The organism is Pseudoalteromonas sp. S2721, from assembly GCF_005887425.1.
In the GTDB taxonomy this organism is placed as follows: domain Bacteria; phylum Pseudomonadota; class Gammaproteobacteria; order Enterobacterales; family Alteromonadaceae; genus Pseudoalteromonas; species Pseudoalteromonas simplex.
This window is the reverse complement of record NZ_PNCZ01000028.1, coordinates 61,039-79,559: the sequence shown is the minus strand read 5'-3', so window position 1 is coordinate 79,559 and position 18,521 is coordinate 61,039. Positions and strand designations below refer to the sequence as shown.

Here is an 18,521-nt window from a genome sequence, read left to right as displayed (position 1 = left end):
GTGATGGCATTATTACTAAGCTCAGAAAAATCATTATTTATTCAAAGCTCAGAGTTACTTAAAGATTACTTAGCTATAAGTAAATTTAAAGTGGTTGCCATGCTTGTACTCACAGCATGGGTTGGTCTGGCATTAGCTCCTGATGTTGGGCGAGGAGTATTTGTGCAACTTGCAAGCTTGCTAGGCATTGGCTTGCTGTCGGCCGCAGCTGCTGTGATCAATCATGTTGTTGATAGTGAAATCGACAGTAAAATGGCACGTACGCGCCATCGCCCTGTGGCAAAAGGTCGACTCAGTAAACAGCACGCTTTGAGCTTTGCTGGAGTGATTGGCGTAATAGGTTTTATGATGCTTGTGATTTGGGCGAATACACTTACAGCCATTCTTACTTTGTTTGCGCTTGTTGGCTATGCCTTTATTTACACTTCATTTTTAAAGCGTGCCACACCGCAAAATATTGTTATTGGTGGTTTGGCTGGAGCTATGCCACCGCTGTTAGGATGGGTATCTGAAACTGGCCATATGGCTGCTGCACCATGGTTATTGGTGATGATTATATTTACCTGGACCCCACCACATTTTTGGGCATTAGCGATTGCACGTAAAAGTGATTACGAGCGGGCAAAAATTCCGATGCTGCCAGTTACTCACGGTATTGAATTTTGTAAAACATGTGTAGTGGCTTACAGCATTTTACTCGCGTTAGTGTGTGTACTCCCTTACTTAATTGGTATGTCAGGGCTAATTTATTTGCTTGGGGCGAGCATACTAAATGCTGTTTTCATTTATAAGGCGCTGAAGCTGAAAATAGCACCTAAAGATGATACTGCAATGGACTTATTTCGTTTTTCAATTGTGCATTTAATGCTACTCTTTATTGTCTTATTTATTGATAAATGGTTAGTTTTATGACGCGAATAGTCGCTTTATTATTTATGGGCTTGGTGTTATTTATTGCTGGATGTGAAAAAAATAATAGCGTCCCTGAGGTGGAAGCGCTGGTTTATGAGCAAGCGAAACCGATTAGTCCTTTTTTATTAACTGATCAACATGGTGCGCCTGCAGATAACAGCCAATTTATGGATCATTGGAATTTGGTCTTTCTAGGTTACACCAGTTGCCCAGATATTTGTCCAATGACACTGGCAAAACTAACCGCGATTCAAAAACAGTTAAGTCAAGATTACAAAGTACAAGTATGGTTTGTTGCTGTTGATCCAAAGCGTGACACAACTGAAAAGCGTAAAGCTTATATTGATTACTTTAATCCTAACTTTCTTGCTGTTTCAGGTCCGCATAAACAACTTTTTCCATTTGTAAGAGAGTTAGGCTTAATTTACGCAATTAACGATAGCGATCAGCAAGAATACGCAGTTGATCATAGTGCATCAGTTGTTTTAGTTGATCCTACAGGCTCTGTTAGAGCTATTTTTAAACCACAATTTAAGCAAGGTAATGTGCCATTAGTAGATGCTAGCAAGTTAACGGAGGAGTTTAAGTTAATAGCAGACTATTATGCAGAATAAAGCATTTGCCTTGCGATATTAGCTAACAATAGTAAATACATTTTTTGCCATAACTCGCTAAGCTACTAAAAAAATTTACTATTTTTTAAAGCAATTTATGGCAATTTCGTTTAGTCAGTCTAAGCTTTTATTATGAATTGTTTTAAGCAGGGAAGATTCAAATAATGTTAAAGCTCCCTATTGAATTAGCCATTACTCAGGTCGAAACACTCCATCAAGATTTGCTACAAGAATTGTCTGCGAATGACGATATTTGTCTTGATATTAGTGAAGTGACACGAGCTGATACGGCGTCAATTCAGCTTTTATGTGCGCTGCAAAAACATTTGCTTTCGGTACAACACAAAATCATATGGGTTGGTGAAAGCAAGCCTTTGCAACAAGCAATTACTAGTTTGGGTTTAAGCCATTATCTTGTGCTTGAAAATGCCAATTAAGAGGTTTTTATGAAGAGAATTCTAGCTGTCGATGATTCTGCATCAATGCGCCAAATGGTCAGCTTTACACTAAAAAAAGCAGGCTTCGATGTAACAGAAGCAAAAGATGGTAGCGAAGCACTAAATATCGCTAAGCAACAAGGTTTTGATGCGGTTATTTCTGATGTGAATATGCCTGTCATGGATGGCATTACTCTTATTCGCGAGCTGCGTAGCTTACCGAATTATAAGTTTACACCACTACTAATGCTGACCACAGAGTCAGGGCTTGATAAAAAAACAGAAGGTAAAGCTGCTGGAGCAACAGGGTGGATTGTTAAACCATTTAATCCTGAGCAATTGTTAGCGGTATTGAAAAAAGTGATTCGCTAATAATAGGAGCGGGGCATGAGTATAGATCTAAGCCAATTTTTTGAGGTTTTCTTTGAAGAAAGCTTCGAAGGTCTTGATGCAATGGAAGCCGAGTTATTGAACTTGGTGCCAGGCGAAGAAGACTTGGAAACGATAAATACAATTTTCCGTGCTGCACACTCAATAAAAGGAGGCAGTGGTACCTTTGGTTTCAGCGCCGTTGCTGACTTTACTCATGTACTTGAGACTTTGTTAGATCAAATCCGTGAAGGCGCTCGTACCTTAACCGCAGAACACGTTAATCTACTTCTCAAGTCGGTTGATTGCTTAAGAGCGTTGTTAAGAACATTACAAGCGGAGCAGCAGCCAGACTTAACAGAGGCTGATGAGTTACGGGTTAAATTTGAAGAAATTCTGGGCATGCGCTCTAAGAGCAAAGTTGTTCAGCAGCAGGCAGTTAGTAACGAAACTAACATAAAAAATACCTTTCAAATTGACTTCAAACCCCATCATCATTTATTTAAAACTGGCAATGAACCACTGTACATGATCAGTGAACTTGCTGAGTTGGGTGAGCTAGAAACACAAGCCTTTCAAGATGATGTCCCCGATATTACTAACCTTGCCCCCGAAGACTGTTTCTTATCATGGCGTTTTTTCTTAACCACAGACAAAGAGCAAAGTTGCATAGAAGAAATTTTTGAGTGGGTTGAGGATGACGCTGACATTGCTATCACATTGTGCGGTGGCTTGTTTGGTGATGAAGAAATTACAACGACTGAAACGGCTACAGCAGTTGTCGAACCAAAGAAAGAAGCCGAGCCTATTCCAGTTAAACCAACTACTGATACGAAAAAACCAGTACCCGTTAAAGCGACCACAGCCAATGCAGAGTCAACCTCAATCAGAGTTGGTATCGACAAAGTTGATTCATTGATCAACATGGTGGGTGAGTTAGTTATTACCCAAGCGATGTTAAGCCAGTTAGGTGAGCAAGAAATCACCGAAGCAACCATCGCCTCGTTACAAGAGGGCTTAGCGCAACTGGCACATAATACTCGTGACTTACAAGAAAATGTCATGCGTATTCGTATGTTACCAATAAGCTTTGTATTTAGTCGCTTCCCTCGGTTAGTTCGTGATATCTCGCAAAAGTTGGATAAACAAGTTGAGCTTAAATTGCTTGGTGAACAAACAGAACTAGACAAAACGGTGATGGAGAAGCTTTCAGATCCTATGGTGCATCTAGTGAGAAACTCCTTAGATCATGGCTTAGAGACAGTTGATAAGCGTGTTGCTGCGGGCAAAGACCCTGTTGGCACTGTGACGCTTAATGCATTTCATCAAGGCGGTAATATTGTTATCGAAATTATGGATGATGGTCAGGGGCTCAACACGCAAAAGATCAGAGAAAAGGCGATAAAAAATGGCTTGATCTCTGAAAGTGACGATTTAAACGATAACGAAATTAATGAGCTTATCTTTTTACCTGGCTTTTCGACAGCGGATCAAGTGAGTGACTTATCTGGCCGCGGTGTTGGTATGGACGTGGTTAGGCGTAATATCGAAGCGCTCAGTGGCTCGGTTGAGGTGGCTTCAGCGCCAGGTGTCGGTTCAACCTTCACCATCCGGTTACCTCTTACTCTAGCTATTTTGGATGGTCAATTGGTTAAAGTTGCCCAGCATACATACATTATTCCACTCATTTCTATTATTGAGTCACTACAAATTGATATCAGCAAAGTCAGTCGCGTCGGTAAAGATTTAGATGTACTTCGTTTGAGAGATGAGTACATCCCAATTTTAAGGCTTTACAATATTTTTAATCACAAAGGTGCGATAGAAACGCTTGATAGAACTTTGTTGGTTGTTGTTGAGAGCGATAATCAAAAAGTTGGTTTGTTGGTTGATGATTTATTATCACAGCAACAAGTGGTTATTAAAAGTTTAGAGGCGAATTATCAAAAAGTTGATGGTGTATCAGGAGCGACAATTTTAGGAGATGGCAGAGTATCTTTAATTATAGATATCAGCGGCTTAATTAAATTGTCAGGCTTAAGGAAGCCAGGAAGCCAAGAGTTAATTATTGAATCAAAAGCTAATTTGGAGGCGTCATGATTGTTGAGCACGATGACCTACAAAGTAAGCTGAATATCGGGCAAGACGAAGATATTAAACAGTTTTTAACCTTTTTCATGGCTGATGAAGAGTACGGTGTAGATATTCTTACGGTACAGGAAATTCGTAGTTGGGAAGAAATTACTGAAATTCCAAACTCACCTGACTTTGTTAAAGGCGTTATAAATTTGCGCGGCACTATAGTTCCTATTATTGATTTACGGCTGCGCTTTGGCTTGCCCGCTGTCACTTATGGACCGTTAACTGTCGTTATTGTACTGAAAGTTAAACTAGAGAGCACATGTAAAATTATGGGTATCGTGGTTGATGCCGTGTCGGATGTCTATAGCATTGCAGAGCATGAAGCGAAAGCGGTGCCGCACTTGTCTGACTCAGACAACACTCAATTTGTTGCGGGTTTAGTCAATGTGGGTGAAAAGATGGTCGCGTTACTAGACCTACAAAAAACAATGGACATTTAATTGGGTAGATTAACAAGAAGGTGAAGGGTATGGGATGGTTTAGTAGTCCTAAAAACGTTGAGTCAAATAATGATTTAGTTGTTGCAGCACTGAACAAATCGCTGGCAGTTATTGAGTTCGAACCAAGTGGAAACATAATCACTGCGAATGCTAATTTTTTGAATGCCATGGGTTACCGACTTGAAGAAATTCAAGGGCAACATCACGCAATTTTTGTTGATGACCAAGAAACTCAAAGTCCTGAATACCAACAGTTCTGGCAGCGCTTGCGCACAGGTGAATTTATGTCAGATGAATTCAAGCGGTTTGCCAAAAATGGTAAAGAAATTTGGATTCAAGCTACCTATAACCCAATTATTGATAGTAATGGCAATGTCGTTAAAGTTATTAAGTTTGCCAGTGATATTACAGCGCAAAAAGAGCTAGAAAAAAAATCTAAGCGTGATGCAGATCTGTCAAACGCGCTTCGGGTCTGCCAAGCCAATGTGATGATTGCTAATAATGACCTAGAAATTATTTTTGTTAACGACCAAGTACAAAAAATGCTTAAGTTTCGTGAAGAAGCTTTAAAAGAGGTGCTGCCAAACTTCTCGGTTGATAGCTTAGTTGGCACCTGTGTTGATGACTTTCATAAGCAACCATCTCATCAGCGTGAAGTACTAAGAACCTTGACCGAGCCTTTTAAAACAACGCTTAAAATTGCGGATTTAATATTTAGTTTAATAGCAACGCCGTGGCTCAGTGTATCTGGAAGTCGTCTAGGAACAATTGTTGAATGGCAAGATATCACTGATAGCGTGGCAAAAGCGGAAGCTGAAAAACGTGAAGCAGAAGAGAATCTTCGTGTTCGACGCGCGTTAGACCGTGTGGCAACCAATACCATGATTGCAGACGCCGGCAATAATATTATTTACATGAACGAAGCTGTTTTAAATATGATGAAAGCAGCTGAAAGTGATTTACGTAAAGACTTACCTAATTTCAACAGTAGTAACCTCATTGGTCAAAATATTGATGTGTTCCATAAAAACCCAGCACATCAGCGCAATATGCTGGCGAAGCTGAGTAGCACATATAGCACTGAAATATATGTTGGTGGTCGAACATTTGGATTAGTTGCAAACCCTATCTTTACGCCAGAAAACGAACGAATTGGTACGGTTGTAGAGTGGGAAGATAGAACAGCTGAAGTGGCGATTGAAAAAGAAATTGCAGGCCTTGTTGCTGCTGCCGGGAATGGTGATTTAGAAGCGCGTGTTGAAGAAGCGGGCAAACAAGGATTCTTCTTACGTCTAGCGCAGGGCTTGAATAGTCTAGTTAGTATCGTCGATGATGCAGTAAAAGACACGGGCAATATGCTTGATGCCATGGCAAATGGTGATTTATCAAAACGAATAGAACAAGAGTACCAAGGTTCATTCGATAAGTTAAAACGTGATGCAAATGCCACAGCTGATAAGCTTACTGAAGTGATTAATCGCATTAATACCTCTGCAACGCTCGTTGCCAGTGGTGCAGAAGAAATTTCGCAAGGTAATGCAGATTTAAGTCAACGGACTGAAGAGCAAGCTTCATCACTTGAAGAAACAGCATCAAGCATGGAAGAAATGACCAGTACGGTTCGTCAAAATGCTGATAATGCAAAAGAAGTGAATGAACTTGCGGAAGAAACGCGTACAAAAGCGCAAAAAGGTGGTGAAGTTGTCAATCGCGCCGTAACCAGCATGTCGGCAATTAATGAATCGAGTAAGAAAATTGCTGACATCATTAGTGTGATTGATGAAATAGCTTTCCAAACAAACCTACTTGCGTTGAATGCTGCAGTCGAAGCTGCACGAGCAGGTGAGCAAGGCCGAGGTTTCGCTGTTGTTGCTGGTGAGGTCCGTAACTTAGCACAGCGTTCAGCCGCCGCAGCAAAAGAAATCAAAGAATTAATCCGAGACAGTGTTGGCAAAGTTGAAGATGGTACATTACTTGTTAATGAATCAGGTTCAACATTGCAAGAAATAGTAACAGCAGTACAAAGAGTTACGGCAATGATCTCTGATATAGCCCAAGCATCAGAAGAGCAAAGCTCTGGCATTGAGCAAGTTAATAAAGCCATCGCTCAAATGGATGAAATGACTCAACAAAATGCAGCTTTAGTTGAAGAAGCATCAGCTGCGGGCGAATCAATGGCTGAACAAGCAAATGATATGCGCCGCTTGTTAAACTTCTTCTCGTTATCAAATAACGAAGTTGATATTTCAAACAGCGCTAGTTCAGCGCCAGCAGTTAAACAGCCTAGTTCGACAGTGCGCTCGGCACCAAAGGGCAACAATTTTGTTGATCCCAGTGACGAGTGGGAAGAGTTTTAAACTCTTCCCGACTTTATTCTAATAAGTTAATTGCACCGACTGTTACAGCTGCAGGGTCAAACACATGAAAGAGTTTTTATTAACGGATAATGATTTCAAGGCTATTTCTTCTCAGGTGTACGATGCGTGTGGCATTGTATTGGCGGAGCATAAACGTGAAATGGTTTACTCGCGTTTAGCAAGACGTATCCGCCATCACAAGCTAAAGAGTTTTAGGGAGTACTTAGGTTTTCTTGATGAGAATAAAGAGCAAGAGTTCAGTGAATTTATTAATGCTATAACCACTAATCTGACTTCTTTTTTTCGTGAGCCCCATCACTTTAATTACCTGAAAAATACTATAGTGCCAAAACTATTGGTTGGTAATGCAAAACAAAAGCGGGTAAGGGTCTGGTCAGCTGGTTGTTCCACTGGCGAAGAGCCTTATACGATTGCTATGACATTGCATGGTTTATTTCCACCCGATTGGGATGTGAAAATTTTAGCCACCGATTTAGACTCAAATGTACTCGCAAAAGCGCAGGCTGGCACCTATACCGCAGCAAATGTGAATGGACTAGACAAAAGCCATCTTAAGCGCTGGTTTTTGAAAAGCCACGATGGAGAACTTTATAAAGTAAAGCCCGAACTACAAAAGAACATTTTTTTTAAGCGTCTAAACTTATTACAGAGCTGGCCTATGAAAGGACCGTTTGATGTGATTTTTTGTCGTAATGTTGTTATCTATTTCGATAAGCCAACCAAAGACGAACTTTTTAAACGCTATCACGACTTACTGACTAACACTGGCTACTTATTTTTAGGGCATTCAGAGACATTAGGGAAGGATCATAAGGAATTTAAAAACTTAGGCCAGACTATTTACCAAAGGGGCGGATCATGAATAGCCACTTCCGGCCTGTTATATCTGGCTTTGAGCATGTGAAACGGTTTTGGGATAATCGTCGTGGGAAGGTAATTGCTAAGGTATTACCTGGCGAGTTTTATGTCTCTAAAACTGATGAATTGATCACGACAGTGCTTGGTTCATGTATTGCTGCATGTATTTATGATGAAGGCCTAGGAATTGGCGGCATGAATCACTTTATGTTGCCTGTAGAAAAAGGAGTCGATCCTAGTAATGCTCATAGTCTTAATTGTCGTTACGGTAACTGGGCAATGGAATATCTGATCAATGAAATCCTTAAAAACGGTGCTTCTAGGCGCAATCTCAAAGTAAAACTGTTTGGCGGAGGGAAAATAATCCGCTCAATGACTGATATTGGTGTTGGCAACATTCGTTTTGCAAATGCTTATATACTTGAGGAAGGTTTAGATTTAGTATCTCATGATGTCGGTGGGCCTTGGCCCCGAAAGGTGATGTTTGATCCTCAAACAGGTAAAGCCCAAGTAAAAAAAATGCGTGAACTGCATTCAGATAAGCTCGAAAAACGTGAAATCAAATACCTACACGATATCGAACAGCAAGATGCAGAAACGGATATTGAATTATTTTAGGAGAGCAAATGATCAAAGTACTCATAGTTGATGATTCTGCTTTGATCCGTGGTTTACTCAAGGAAGTACTCGAGCAAGCAGAAGACATTCAAGTTGTTGGCGCGGCAGAAGATCCTTATCAAGCCCGAGATTTAATTAAGCGCCTCAATCCTGATGTCTTAACGCTGGATATCGAAATGCCGAAAATGGATGGACTAAGCTTTTTAAAAAACTTGATGCGCCTTCGTCCTATGCCAGTTGTGATGATTTCAACACTGACTCAAAAAGGCTCACCCATTACACTGGAAGCCCTCGAAATTGGTGCTGTTGATTTTATTGCTAAACCAACTATCAATGTAACAGAAAACTTGCAGCGATATGCACATTTACTTCATCAAAAAGTACGCACAGCCGCAGGTGCAAGAATACGTGCATTTAAAGAAACAAAAATTGAAGACGATAGCGCCTTAACAGCACTGCAATTTAAGCCCAATAGTGTACTTGCAATTGGTGCTTCAACAGGTGGAACAGAAGCAATTAAAGAAGTGCTTGTGCGCATGCCAGAAAACTGTCCACCGATAGTGATTACACAGCATATCCCGCCGGTTTTTAGTACTTCGTTTGCGATGCGCATGGATAGAACCTGCAAAATTAGTGTTAAGGAGGCTGAACATGGCGATAAGTTACAGTCAGGTTGGGCGTACATTGCGCCAGGCGATCAGCATTTAAGTGTAGTGAAAAAAGCAGGCGGCCTATACTGCCAGCTTGATACTAATGAGTTGGTTAATCGCCATCGCCCAGCGGTTGATGTGCTATTTAACTCCTTGGTTGTGGCTTGCCCTAAAGCGGTTGTGGCTGCGTTATTGACCGGTATGGGCAGCGATGGCGCAAAAGGCATGCTCGCATTAAATCAAGCAGGAGCTTACACCATCGCGCAAGATGAATTATCGTCAGTGGTATGGGGCATGCCAAAAGCCGCAGTCGAACTCAATGCGGCTAATGAAGTGGTTCGCCTTGATAAAGTCACAGCGCAAATGCTAAAACAAGCAGTTAAGGTACAATAACCCAAGGTTGAGAGAACCAATAATAGCTGCCTTTCTTCGCGATAGAAGGGGCCGTGCAGTTAAAGCGAGAACGGCCTTTTTTCAGTTTTTCAGGTGATGTGATCTTCACCGTATCTTTACTAAGCCAGGTTAAATCAGCTTGACCAATACCTGATACATAACAAGCAAACTGGCTTTTATGAAAGTCCTGCATATCAAATTGCATCGTTAAACTAGGTGGGTTTTCGTCTGTCACACTATCTGAGTAGGTGAGCTGTTTGATAGTGAATGCTTGAGAGTCGAGTTTAGTGGCAAGTGTTTCAAGCTTTGAATAAAAGCCCGATGCTGGAAAACGTGGTAATCGGGTAAAGTCAGAATGGATACCAACAGCACCCGAATGCTGACCTATACCAACAAAGCCTAGCGATTTTACTAGTTGTTGCAATGAATTATTAAACTCGCCATAAGGGTAAGCGAGGTATTTATAATCATGGCCAATTTCTTCTTTAATTCGCTGCTGGGCAGATAAAATGTCTTTTTTAGTACGTGCAAGCCATGCTTCTGCACTCTCGCCTGGTTGTTTGCGATGTAAGTAATTATGAATTTGCGTATGGTTGCTAATTAAGGCACCTTTTTTCGATAGCTCCTTTAACTGCTGCCAAGTCATTACATAGCTTTTGCCTTCATCAATTAGCTCGGGATTGACGAAAATAGTGTACGGATAGCCAAATTTTTCTAAGATGGGCGCTGCTTCTTCATAGTTATTTTTGTAGCCATCGTCGAAGGTAATCGCGACGGTTTTATCTGTTAGCGGTTGGCCTGTTTGTAATGAGGTAATGAGTTCATCTAATGGAATAACGTTAAAGTTATTATCTTTTAAATATTGCATATGTTCAGTGAATGTTTCGCTACTGACACTGGTAACCGCAGGAAGGCTTTCACTGACGTGGTGATACTGTAGAATGACTGCACCATGGGCGCGCAAAGATAAACCTAACAGGACTGCAAATACTACATGAAACATTTTCTTAAACGTCATAAGGCACACCATAAAAGTTTACTGTTATTAGCCGGTCCGATGATTTTATCAAATATTACCGTGCCAATGTTAGGTTTAGTTGATACTGCTGTAATCGGCCACTTAGGAAGCGCTCACTATTTGGCTGGTATAGCGCTGGGCTCAGCAGTTATCTCGTTATTATTTTGGCTAGCAGGCTTTTTGCGCATGAGTACCACAGGTTTGGTTGCCCAGGCTTATGGTAAAAGCGATCATACCTTGCTCGCTGAGCTATTAAAGCGCAGCTTGTTACTAGCAACAGCGGTTGCGCTGTTATTAATAGCGCTGAGTATACCTATTCAATCCTTAATGGCATATTTATCAAATGCTAATGAAGCTGTTTTAGAACAAGCAAATAGCTATTTTTCTATTCGTATTTTTAGTGCGCCCGCTGCTTTATGTAATTTGGTTTTACTTGGTTGGATGCTAGGTGTCCATTATGGCCGCGGGCCTTTTTATTTATTACTAATCACCAATATTACCAATATCGTGCTTGATATTTATTTTGTGGTGTTTCTTGATTGGGGTGTGGCTGGAGCTGCGTGGGCGTCTTTAATTGCTGATTATATCGCCCTTGCTTTTGCACTTATGTTAGTTGCTCAGCTCGCCAAAAAGCAAGGTGTCAACCTTGCCGTGAAAGCCTGGTTAAGTATTGCTAAGTTACTTGATTTGGTGAGCTTAAATCGCGATATTTTTATTCGCTCACTAGCACTCCAGCTGTGTTTTAGTTTTATGACTTTTTATGGCGCACGGATCGGCGAAACAACTTTAGCGGCTAATGCCGTATTGCTAAACTTTTTAATGTTGGTGAGCTTTGCGCTTGATGGTATTGCTTATGCGAGTGAAGCTAAGGTCGGTAAAGCGAAAGGTGAGCACAGCGCTAAGCAGATTAAGTTATGGGTTAATTTGAGCTTATTTTGGGGCGGGTTATTTGCGCTGTTTTATAGCCTTATATTTTTATTATTTGGTGAGGCAATTATTCGCTTACTTACCGATGTGCCCGAAGTTATCAGTCTTGCAACGGTTTACCTTCCTTGGGTGATTATATTGCCTATCGCGGCGATGGGCTGCTTCTTATTTGATGGCATATTTGTTGGTTTAACCCGTGCTAAAGATATGCGTAATACTATGCTATTTAGTGCTTTAGTGGGCTTTTTTGGACTGTTTTGGTTAGTGAGTAGCTGGCAAAATCATGGTTTATGGTTTGCGATGACCAGCTTTATGCTGATGCGCGGGTTAACGCTGTGGTTTCGCTACCGTAAAATTGTCAATAATCAGCAATTATTAGATTAAATTACTTCCACAAATCAGGGTCGTGATTTTTGGGTGAAGAGCGCTCTAAAACTTGCGCGAAGCGGTTGGCAAAAATACCTAAATAGCCCCAACCAGCAAAGAATAAAGCCACTGCGAGTATGACTAGGCCAATTAATTGAAATAGTGCGGGCCCATAATAACCTATGGCAATAAAAATCACGGCTAGCACAAACAGTGCTAGGCCGCGAAGAAAGCGTTTTAAGCTTAATTTGGGATCGCTACCTAAGCGAAATACCCATTTTTTAAGCATGCTTTAGATACCGGTTAGTAGTAAGAGTGCTCACCAGATTGGTGATCAGTAATGTCTCTTACACCGTTGATTTCGTCAAACTTGGCGATCATTTCTTTCTCGATGCCTTCTTTAAGTGTGACGTCAATCATTGAACAACCGTTACAGCCACCGCCAAATTGCAGTACCGCGATACCGTCAGCTGTAATTTCTACTAGGCTTACTTGACCGCCGTGGTTTGCGAGCTGTGGATTAACTTCGGTTTCAAGCATGTGTTGAACACGCTCTTGTAGTGACGCATCATCGCTAAGTTTGCGTGCTTTTGCGTTTGGTGCTTTAAGCGTTAACTGAGTACCCATTTTGTCAGTTACAAAATCGATTTCAGCTTCTTCTAAGAAAGGGGCGCTTTCTGCATCAACAACGGCATCAAAACCATTGAATGGTAGACGAATATCAGTCGCTTCAACGGCGTCTTCTGGGCAGTAAGATACACCACACTCAGCCTGCGAAGTACCTGGGTTTACTACAAACACACGAATGTTTGTTTGTTCAGCTTGGTCTGCTAAAAGTTTAGCAAAATGAGATTGTGCAGATTCAGAAATAGAGATCATAAAACGGACTATACTTGACTAAATTACTCGGATACTGTGTATCATACTCCGCTCATCGTGTTGTCGCCAGTGTTGAGCGTAAAAAGTTGCATCTATTTTATCGAATGGTAGCGTTAAAACATCAAATAATTACGGGTGCTATCTATGCGTTTAATAATAACAATATTAACCATGCTAGTGAGCGTTAGCGCATTAGCAAAACCTCTTTCTTATTACTTTGAACAAGATGTGAAATTTGACCCAAGTATTCCGACTCCTGAGCAGGTGTTAGGTTACGAAGTGGGTGAGTGGCATGTACGTCACGATCAACTTGTGCAATATATGCAAATTCTTGCTGAAAAAAGTGACCGAATGAATTTTAAAGTAATCGGTCGTACTCATGAGCAGCGTCCATTGGTGATGCTAACAATTACAGCGTCCGACAAACTTGGCCAAGTTGAGCAAATTCGTAAGGCTCACTTAGCTCGCCTAAATGGTGAAGCAAGTGACTCAAGTAAGCAGCCAGCGGTTGTTTGGATGGGTTACAGTGTTCACGGTAATGAATCATCAGGTAGCAATGCGTCGTTACTGGTTGCGTATTACCTTGCAGCTGCACAGGGCCCAGAAATTGACGCCTTACTTAACAACACGGTTATTTTACTCGACCCATCATTAAACCCTGATGGCTTAGCGCGTTTTGCAAATTGGGCAAACAGCAACCGTGGCATGAAGTTATCATCAGATCCGCAAACTCGTGAGCATATCGAAAGTTGGCCTAGTAGCCGTACTAACCATTACTTGTTTGATTTAAACCGTGACTGGTTATTACTACAACATCCTGAATCACGTGCACGTATTGCACAGTTTCACCAATGGAAACCGAATATCCTAACTGACTTCCATGAGATGGGCCCAAACAGCACTTATTTTTTCCAACCAGGGATCCCAACTCGTAAGCACCCAATCACGCCTGAAGAAAATGTCACGCTGACTAAAGCAATTGCAAACTATCATGCAAAGACACTTGATGAGCACAACGCACTTTACTTCACTGAAGAAAGCTTTGATGACTTTTACTATGGTAAAGGCTCAACTTACCCAGACGTCAATGGCGGTGTAGGCATCTTATTTGAACAAGCGAGCTCGCGTGGTCACTTACAAGAAACGATCAACGGTCCGTTAAGCTTCCCGTTTACAATTAAAAATCAGTTATTAACTAGCTTATCGACATTCCAAGCAGCGATTGATAACCGTACAGACTTACTTGATTATCAAGCAAAATTTTACAACAAAGCAGTTGATCTTGCTGGTGATGAAGACTTTAAAGGGTATGTAGTTAAAGGCGGTGCTGATCAAAGCCGCATGCAATACTTCCTTGATTTACTTAGACAACATCAAATCAATGCGTACATGTTAGAAGAGCCGTTAAAAGTAAACGGTCAAAGCTTTTCTGAGCAGAGCTATTATGTGCCATTAGCACAGCCACAATTTCGTTTAATTAAAGCAATTTTCAGTGAGCAGCAGCGTTTTGTTGATAATACGTTTTATGATGTATCTGGCTGGACACTTGCTCATGCCTTCAACCTAGAATTTGCAAAGGTAAGCAGCAACTGGGGTTTAAATGTGGCAAAAATGCCTTGGCAGCAAAGTGTTAAGTCAAGCTTTGCAGCATTACCGCAAAGCTATGCTTACGCATTCAAATGGGATGACTACCTAGCGCCAAAAATGCTTAATAGCTTACTCGAGCAAGGCGTGAAAGCACGTGTGGCATTAAGCCCACTAACAGCAAAAACACCATCAGGTGAAATCGCTTTTGAGCCAGGTAGTATTCTTGTTCCTGCTGGTCTGCAAACTGATAGCAACTGGGTTAGTTATTTAAACCAAGCACAGAATGAGTTTGGCATTGAAATTACACCCATTAGTTCGGGCTTAACGGTGAAGGGGGCTGATTTAGGTTCTCGTGCAATGGCGGTTGTGAAAGCGCCTAAAGTATTGCTAGTGGGTGGTCAAGGAACTAGCCAGTATGAGCTGGGAGAAGTGTGGTACTACTTAGATCGTTTTGTTGGTACAGCGCCAAGCATTATCGAAATGGAACGTTTAGGTAACATCGACCTTGAAAACTACAGCCATATTATTTTAGCGCACGGAAATTTCAATCGTCTTGATGATGCGACTAAAGTGGCTATTAAGTCGTGGGTGCGTAAAGGCGGTGTTATTTGGGGTCACAAAGGCGGTGCTAAGTTCTTAGCCGATCAGCAGCTACTAAAAGCCAATTACTTATCTCGTCGTGATGTAGCGAGTGCCTTTGATACCACAGGGCTTAGCTATGCTGATAAAGATGACTTAGCAGGCCGTCAGCGTATTGCAGGGGCTATTTTTAATACCTCAGTGGATTTATCTCATCCACTTACCTATTCGCTGAATCGTAATACATTACCTGTGTTTAAGAATAGCACTTGGCTACTTGAGAAGTCAGATGCCCCATTTGTTAATGTGCTTACTTACACAGATAAACCGCTTTTAGCTGGCTTTACTGATGACGTAAACGTAGAGCAAGTAGCGGGTGCTGCTGGCCTCATTGCGCATTCATATGGCAAAGGCAGTGTGATAGGCATGACAGATAACCCAGTATTCCGTGGTTACTGGTACGGCACGAGTCGATTACTAAGCAATGCCTTATTTTTTGGTAATGCCTTTCATGCCTCTGGTGATAAATAATCACACTTAATCATAATGCAGGTTGCCTAACCCTGTTAGGCAAGTGAGCATAGCCCATATTTGCTTCGCCCCTGCATTTTTTATGGCTTCTGTCGCAGCATTTAAAGTTGCGCCAGAGGTCATCACATCATCAACAACTGCCACGGTTTTCCCTGTTAAATCTTGCTGACAAACAAATGCATTTTGTAGATTTTTAACTCTTTTCGCTTTACTTAACTGTGATTGTGCTTTGGTTGCTTTTTGCTTGTAAAGAGCTGAGCTAACAGTACATTGCTGGTTTTTTAAAACAGGCAGCCAAGTTTGGCTTACCTGATTAAAGCCGCGTGCTAAAAAGCGTTGATTATGCAGAGGCAGCACAATAAAAAGGTCTGGCCAATTTGCATTAACTTGACGAGCTAATTGCAGCTGTTTCCCTATCACTTGTTGTAGTGCCACACGAAAATATTGTTGGTCATTAAATTTCAATTGCTTGAGCCAAAGTTTAAAAGGTGCTTGATACCACGCACAGGCAATTAAATGGTCAAAATTACTATCAGGAAATGCATCACATATATCTGGTCGGTGTAACAGATTTGGATGGCGTGTAAGGTCAAATAAATTAAGGTCATCTAAACAATACTGACACAAAGCTTGATCAGCCTGTATGTGATTCTGGCAGCTAATGCAAAAGTTGGGGAATAGTGCGTCTAGCCCTAGTTTTAAGGCATGAGGTAAGTGAGACATTGCATTCATTCCTTTAAACGCTATTATGAGCGCTAAGTGTGGTTGGGAAATATTAAATATGCAAAATGAGATGGTGCTATTACATGGCTGGGGAATGAACCAAGGGGTTTGGCAAGTGATCAAACCTGAGCTTGAGTTTTTTCATGATGGTGAAGTCCGTTGTCTCGATTTACCTGGCTTTGGTAACGCGCAGTCTATTCCTACACCTTACACTTTGCACGCTGCAGCTGAGCAACTAAGTACACAGCTAAATGAAAATTCTATTCTTGTTGGCTGGTCGTTGGGCGGACTTTTTGCCTTGTATATTGCAGCACATTGGCCTGACAAAGTAGCAAAGGTTGTGTTGGTTGCCTCAACGCCTTTTTTTGCGCAAACCGACGAATGGCCGGGTATTAAACCTGACGTATTGAACGCATTTAAAGATCAGCTAGTTAGTCACAGAGAAAAAACGATAGAACGGTTTTTGGCGATACAAGCGATGGGCAGTGAATCAGCACGGGATGATATTAAGCAATTAAAAGCACTTTTGAACCAATACCCAGCGCCTCAAGAGCAAGCTTTAAGTGCGGGCTTAGACATTTTACAGCAGGATGATTTACGGGAACTATTCGCTAACCTTAGCGTACCAGTGCGTGGTATTTTCGGTCGCTTAGATTCATTAGTACCTTATCGCGCGATTGAAAAAATGCATGCCTTACAACCTCAGTTTGAATATGAAGTTTTAGATAAGGCCTCACACGCGCCTTTTATTTCACATAAAGCGGCATTTATATCAGCACTGAAATCAATGTGTTAAGCAAAGCTCGCTGAGAGGCCAGAAAAATAGCGGGATTTAGCTTTATTTTGCTCGTTTTATGAGCGATACTTAACGGGTAGATCTCACTGTTGGAGGGTGTTATGCCAATCAGTTCTGTTTTTAATAATGCGGTAGAAGGTTATAACCGTGCAAGCCAAGGTATCGAAAAGGCGAGCGCTGAGATTAGCCGTGCCTCAATTGATCAGCAAGATGATGCCCAATTAGCTCAACAACGCCAATTACAAGCGGCAACTCCAAATGAAGCTGTAACTCCGCCAGTTTCACAACCTGCCCCAATTGATGAGTCGCTTGTTAATTTAAAAGTTGAAGAGTTTAATGCAAAAGCCAATATCAACACGATTCAGACTGCTGATGAAGTGCTCGGTACATTAATAGATATTAAAGTTTAGTACTTATGAATATCGTCACTCCGTTTCCTTCGATTAATATCAACACGGCGAATGTGCACACCGAAAGTGCTCACCGTGATAATCAGTTACGTGAAGTGATCCCACCTCCTGCTGCTACCAAGCCGAGTAACGCAGAAAATAAAACCCTGAATGATGGTGACAAAACCAAGCAGCCAGGTTCTGAGGCTGGTACCTATGATGCTAAAGGTCGTCTTGCTGAAGACAAAGTGATTGAAGAGCGCCAACAAGGTAGCGAACAAGGCGAGCCTGAACAATCAGAGCAAGAACAGCAAGAAGCTAAACAAGAGCAGCAAAAAGAGCAAAAGGTTGCTGAGCAAGAGCAACAAGACGCTGAGCAAATTAAAGAGCTAAAAGCCCGCGATACCGAAGTGCGTATTCATGAACAAGCGCATGCAACAGTCGGGGGGCAATATGCTGGCTCACCAAGCTATGAGTATCAACGTGGCCCTGATGGTACGAACTATGCCGTGGGCGGCGAGGTGCAAATTGACGTTGCTGAAGTCAAAGGCGACCCAAAAGCTACAATTGAAAAAATGCAGACTGTGCGTGCAGCTGCGCTTGCACCTCAAGAGCCTTCAAGTGCTGATCGCTCAATTGCTGCCGATGCCACACAAAAGCTTATGGCTGCGCAGGCTGAACTTGCCAGTCAATCAGCTGATGGCGATGTTGATTCAGGCAAATCGACTTTCAAAATAAACAGTGAGTATGCCGAAGATAGCGCTACTCAAACCAGCGAAACCAAAACAGCAAAGCGTGACGTTGAAGTAGATGAGCGCGCTGCACGTATTGCTAATTTTTATCAAGCAGCGACCTCGCCAACTAATCAAAATCAGTTCTCTGCTTTTATTTAAGTTTCTAAAATAAAAAACCGCG

The 18,521-nt window shown here is 41.7% G+C and carries 19 protein-coding genes; 15 read left to right on the top strand and 4 right to left on the bottom strand.

Annotation, left to right across the window (positions count from 1 at the left end; all coding sequences use genetic code 11):
* Positions 1 to 3: 3 nt before the first annotated feature.
* The 10 genes from cyoE to CWC02_RS11865 all read left to right on the top strand — a co-directional run bounded on the left by cyoE (position 4) and on the right by CWC02_RS11865 (position 9,811).
* Complete coding sequence (gene cyoE, locus CWC02_RS11910) at positions 4 to 912, top strand: heme o synthase (RefSeq protein WP_054554449.1); 909 nt, start codon at positions 4 to 6, stop codon at positions 910 to 912.
* Entirely contained in the window at positions 909 to 1,526 is a 618-nt protein-coding gene (locus CWC02_RS11905; protein ID WP_054554448.1) for an SCO family protein, read from the top strand. Before cyoE ends, CWC02_RS11905 begins: the two co-directional genes overlap by 4 nt.
* Before the next feature lie 164 nt (positions 1,527 to 1,690).
* Complete coding sequence (locus tag CWC02_RS11900; protein WP_054554447.1) at positions 1,691 to 1,963, top strand: STAS domain-containing protein; 273 nt, start codon at positions 1,691 to 1,693, stop codon at positions 1,961 to 1,963.
* A gap of 9 nt (positions 1,964 to 1,972) precedes the next feature.
* A complete protein-coding gene (locus tag CWC02_RS11895) occupies positions 1,973 to 2,335 on the top strand; it encodes a response regulator (RefSeq protein WP_054554446.1) in 363 nt (120 codons plus the stop codon).
* A gap of 15 nt (positions 2,336 to 2,350) precedes the next feature.
* Positions 2,351 to 4,432 carry a chemotaxis protein CheA gene (locus CWC02_RS11890; protein WP_138618444.1) on the top strand — a complete coding sequence of 694 codons (2,082 nt, stop codon included), beginning with the start codon at positions 2,351 to 2,353 and terminating at the stop codon, positions 4,430 to 4,432.
* Positions 4,429 to 4,914 carry a chemotaxis protein CheW gene (locus tag CWC02_RS11885; protein WP_054554444.1) on the top strand — a complete coding sequence of 162 codons (486 nt, stop codon included), beginning with the start codon at positions 4,429 to 4,431 and terminating at the stop codon, positions 4,912 to 4,914. Before CWC02_RS11890 ends, CWC02_RS11885 begins: the two co-directional genes overlap by 4 nt.
* A 29-nt stretch (positions 4,915 to 4,943) precedes the next feature.
* On the top strand, positions 4,944 to 7,271 hold the full coding sequence (locus tag CWC02_RS11880; protein ID WP_138618442.1) for a methyl-accepting chemotaxis protein: 2,328 nt from the start codon (positions 4,944 to 4,946) through the stop codon (positions 7,269 to 7,271).
* A gap of 64 nt (positions 7,272 to 7,335) precedes the next feature.
* On the top strand, positions 7,336 to 8,154 hold the full coding sequence (locus CWC02_RS11875) for a CheR family methyltransferase (RefSeq protein ID WP_054554442.1): 819 nt from the start codon (positions 7,336 to 7,338) through the stop codon (positions 8,152 to 8,154).
* A complete protein-coding gene (gene cheD / locus CWC02_RS11870; protein WP_054554441.1) occupies positions 8,151 to 8,768 on the top strand; it encodes a chemoreceptor glutamine deamidase CheD in 618 nt (205 codons plus the stop codon). Before CWC02_RS11875 ends, cheD begins: the two co-directional genes overlap by 4 nt.
* An 8-nt stretch (positions 8,769 to 8,776) precedes the next feature.
* A complete protein-coding gene (locus tag CWC02_RS11865; RefSeq protein ID WP_138601017.1) occupies positions 8,777 to 9,811 on the top strand; it encodes a protein-glutamate methylesterase/protein-glutamine glutaminase in 1,035 nt (344 codons plus the stop codon).
* On the opposite strand, the gene CWC02_RS11860 is transcribed toward CWC02_RS11865, so the two are convergent.
* Positions 9,798 to 10,829, bottom strand: coding sequence for a polysaccharide deacetylase family protein (locus CWC02_RS11860; protein ID WP_235377643.1), 1,032 nt, complete (start codon positions 10,827 to 10,829; stop codon positions 9,798 to 9,800). The two genes, CWC02_RS11865 and CWC02_RS11860, sit on opposite strands and share 14 nt — an antisense overlap.
* On the opposite strand from CWC02_RS11860, the gene dinF reads away from it, so the two are divergent.
* Entirely contained in the window at positions 10,806 to 12,140 is a 1,335-nt protein-coding gene (dinF, locus tag CWC02_RS11855; RefSeq protein WP_138618440.1) for an MATE family efflux transporter DinF, read from the top strand. The genes CWC02_RS11860 and dinF overlap by 24 nt on opposite strands.
* 1 nt (position 12,141) lies before the next feature.
* On the opposite strand, the gene CWC02_RS11850 is transcribed toward dinF, so the two are convergent.
* Together CWC02_RS11850 and nfuA are read right to left on the bottom strand one after the other, a co-directional pair.
* Positions 12,142 to 12,411, bottom strand: coding sequence for a hypothetical protein (locus CWC02_RS11850; RefSeq protein WP_054554438.1), 270 nt, complete (start codon positions 12,409 to 12,411; stop codon positions 12,142 to 12,144).
* 14 nt (positions 12,412 to 12,425) lie between these two features.
* Positions 12,426 to 13,001, bottom strand: a complete 576-nt coding sequence (gene nfuA, locus CWC02_RS11845) for a Fe-S biogenesis protein NfuA (RefSeq protein ID WP_054554437.1) — start codon at positions 12,999 to 13,001, stop codon at positions 12,426 to 12,428.
* Positions 13,002 to 13,145: 144 nt separating this feature from the next.
* Between nfuA and CWC02_RS11840 the strand changes: the two genes are divergently transcribed.
* Entirely contained in the window at positions 13,146 to 15,698 is a 2,553-nt protein-coding gene (locus CWC02_RS11840) for a M14 metallopeptidase family protein (protein ID WP_138618438.1), read from the top strand.
* A 6-nt stretch (positions 15,699 to 15,704) separates the two neighbouring features.
* On the opposite strand, the gene CWC02_RS11835 is transcribed toward CWC02_RS11840, so the two are convergent.
* A complete protein-coding gene (locus CWC02_RS11835; protein ID WP_138601023.1) occupies positions 15,705 to 16,421 on the bottom strand; it encodes a ComF family protein in 717 nt (238 codons plus the stop codon).
* A 58-nt stretch (positions 16,422 to 16,479) separates the two neighbouring features.
* Between CWC02_RS11835 and bioH the strand changes: the two genes are divergently transcribed.
* The 3 genes from bioH (at position 16,480) to CWC02_RS11820 (ending at position 18,499) form a co-directional block, all read left to right on the top strand.
* A complete protein-coding gene (gene bioH, locus CWC02_RS11830; protein WP_138618436.1) occupies positions 16,480 to 17,217 on the top strand; it encodes a pimeloyl-ACP methyl ester esterase BioH in 738 nt (245 codons plus the stop codon).
* Between the two features lie 101 nt (positions 17,218 to 17,318).
* Positions 17,319 to 17,627 (top strand): hypothetical protein, encoded by a 309-nt coding sequence (locus tag CWC02_RS11825; protein ID WP_054554434.1) that lies wholly within the window; start codon positions 17,319 to 17,321, stop codon positions 17,625 to 17,627.
* Positions 17,628 to 17,632: 5 nt separating this feature from the next.
* Entirely contained in the window at positions 17,633 to 18,499 is an 867-nt protein-coding gene (locus CWC02_RS11820; protein ID WP_138618434.1) for a putative metalloprotease CJM1_0395 family protein, read from the top strand.
* The last annotated feature ends 22 nt before the right edge of the window (positions 18,500 to 18,521 follow it).

Excerpts from the sequence above, each read along its gene's own strand:
- cyoE (WP_054554449.1), top strand. The coding sequence starts at position 4 with ATGGCATTATTACTAAGCTCAGAAAAATCATTATTTATTCAAAGCTCA.
- CWC02_RS11905 (WP_054554448.1), top strand. The coding sequence starts at position 909 with ATGACGCGAATAGTCGCTTTATTATTTATGGGCTTGGTGTTATTTATT.
- CWC02_RS11900 (WP_054554447.1), top strand. The coding sequence starts at position 1,691 with ATGTTAAAGCTCCCTATTGAATTAGCCATTACTCAGGTCGAAACACTC.
- CWC02_RS11895 (WP_054554446.1), top strand. The coding sequence starts at position 1,973 with ATGAAGAGAATTCTAGCTGTCGATGATTCTGCATCAATGCGCCAAATG.
- CWC02_RS11890 (WP_138618444.1), top strand. The coding sequence starts at position 2,351 with ATGAGTATAGATCTAAGCCAATTTTTTGAGGTTTTCTTTGAAGAAAGC.
- CWC02_RS11885 (WP_054554444.1), top strand. The coding sequence starts at position 4,429 with ATGATTGTTGAGCACGATGACCTACAAAGTAAGCTGAATATCGGGCAA.
- CWC02_RS11880 (WP_138618442.1), top strand. The coding sequence starts at position 4,944 with ATGGGATGGTTTAGTAGTCCTAAAAACGTTGAGTCAAATAATGATTTA.
- CWC02_RS11875 (WP_054554442.1), top strand. The coding sequence starts at position 7,336 with ATGAAAGAGTTTTTATTAACGGATAATGATTTCAAGGCTATTTCTTCT.
- cheD (WP_054554441.1), top strand. The coding sequence starts at position 8,151 with ATGAATAGCCACTTCCGGCCTGTTATATCTGGCTTTGAGCATGTGAAA.
- CWC02_RS11865 (WP_138601017.1), top strand. The coding sequence starts at position 8,777 with ATGATCAAAGTACTCATAGTTGATGATTCTGCTTTGATCCGTGGTTTA.
- dinF (WP_138618440.1), top strand. The coding sequence starts at position 10,806 with ATGAAACATTTTCTTAAACGTCATAAGGCACACCATAAAAGTTTACTG.
- CWC02_RS11860 (WP_235377643.1), bottom strand. The coding sequence starts at position 10,829 with ATGACGTTTAAGAAAATGTTTCATGTAGTATTTGCAGTCCTGTTAGGT.
- CWC02_RS11850 (WP_054554438.1), bottom strand. The coding sequence starts at position 12,411 with ATGCTTAAAAAATGGGTATTTCGCTTAGGTAGCGATCCCAAATTAAGC.
- nfuA (WP_054554437.1), bottom strand. The coding sequence starts at position 13,001 with ATGATCTCTATTTCTGAATCTGCACAATCTCATTTTGCTAAACTTTTA.
- CWC02_RS11840 (WP_138618438.1), top strand. The coding sequence starts at position 13,146 with ATGCGTTTAATAATAACAATATTAACCATGCTAGTGAGCGTTAGCGCA.
- CWC02_RS11835 (WP_138601023.1), bottom strand. The coding sequence starts at position 16,421 with ATGTCTCACTTACCTCATGCCTTAAAACTAGGGCTAGACGCACTATTC.
- bioH (WP_138618436.1), top strand. The coding sequence starts at position 16,480 with ATGCAAAATGAGATGGTGCTATTACATGGCTGGGGAATGAACCAAGGG.
- CWC02_RS11825 (WP_054554434.1), top strand. The coding sequence starts at position 17,319 with ATGCCAATCAGTTCTGTTTTTAATAATGCGGTAGAAGGTTATAACCGT.
- CWC02_RS11820 (WP_138618434.1), top strand. The coding sequence starts at position 17,633 with ATGAATATCGTCACTCCGTTTCCTTCGATTAATATCAACACGGCGAAT.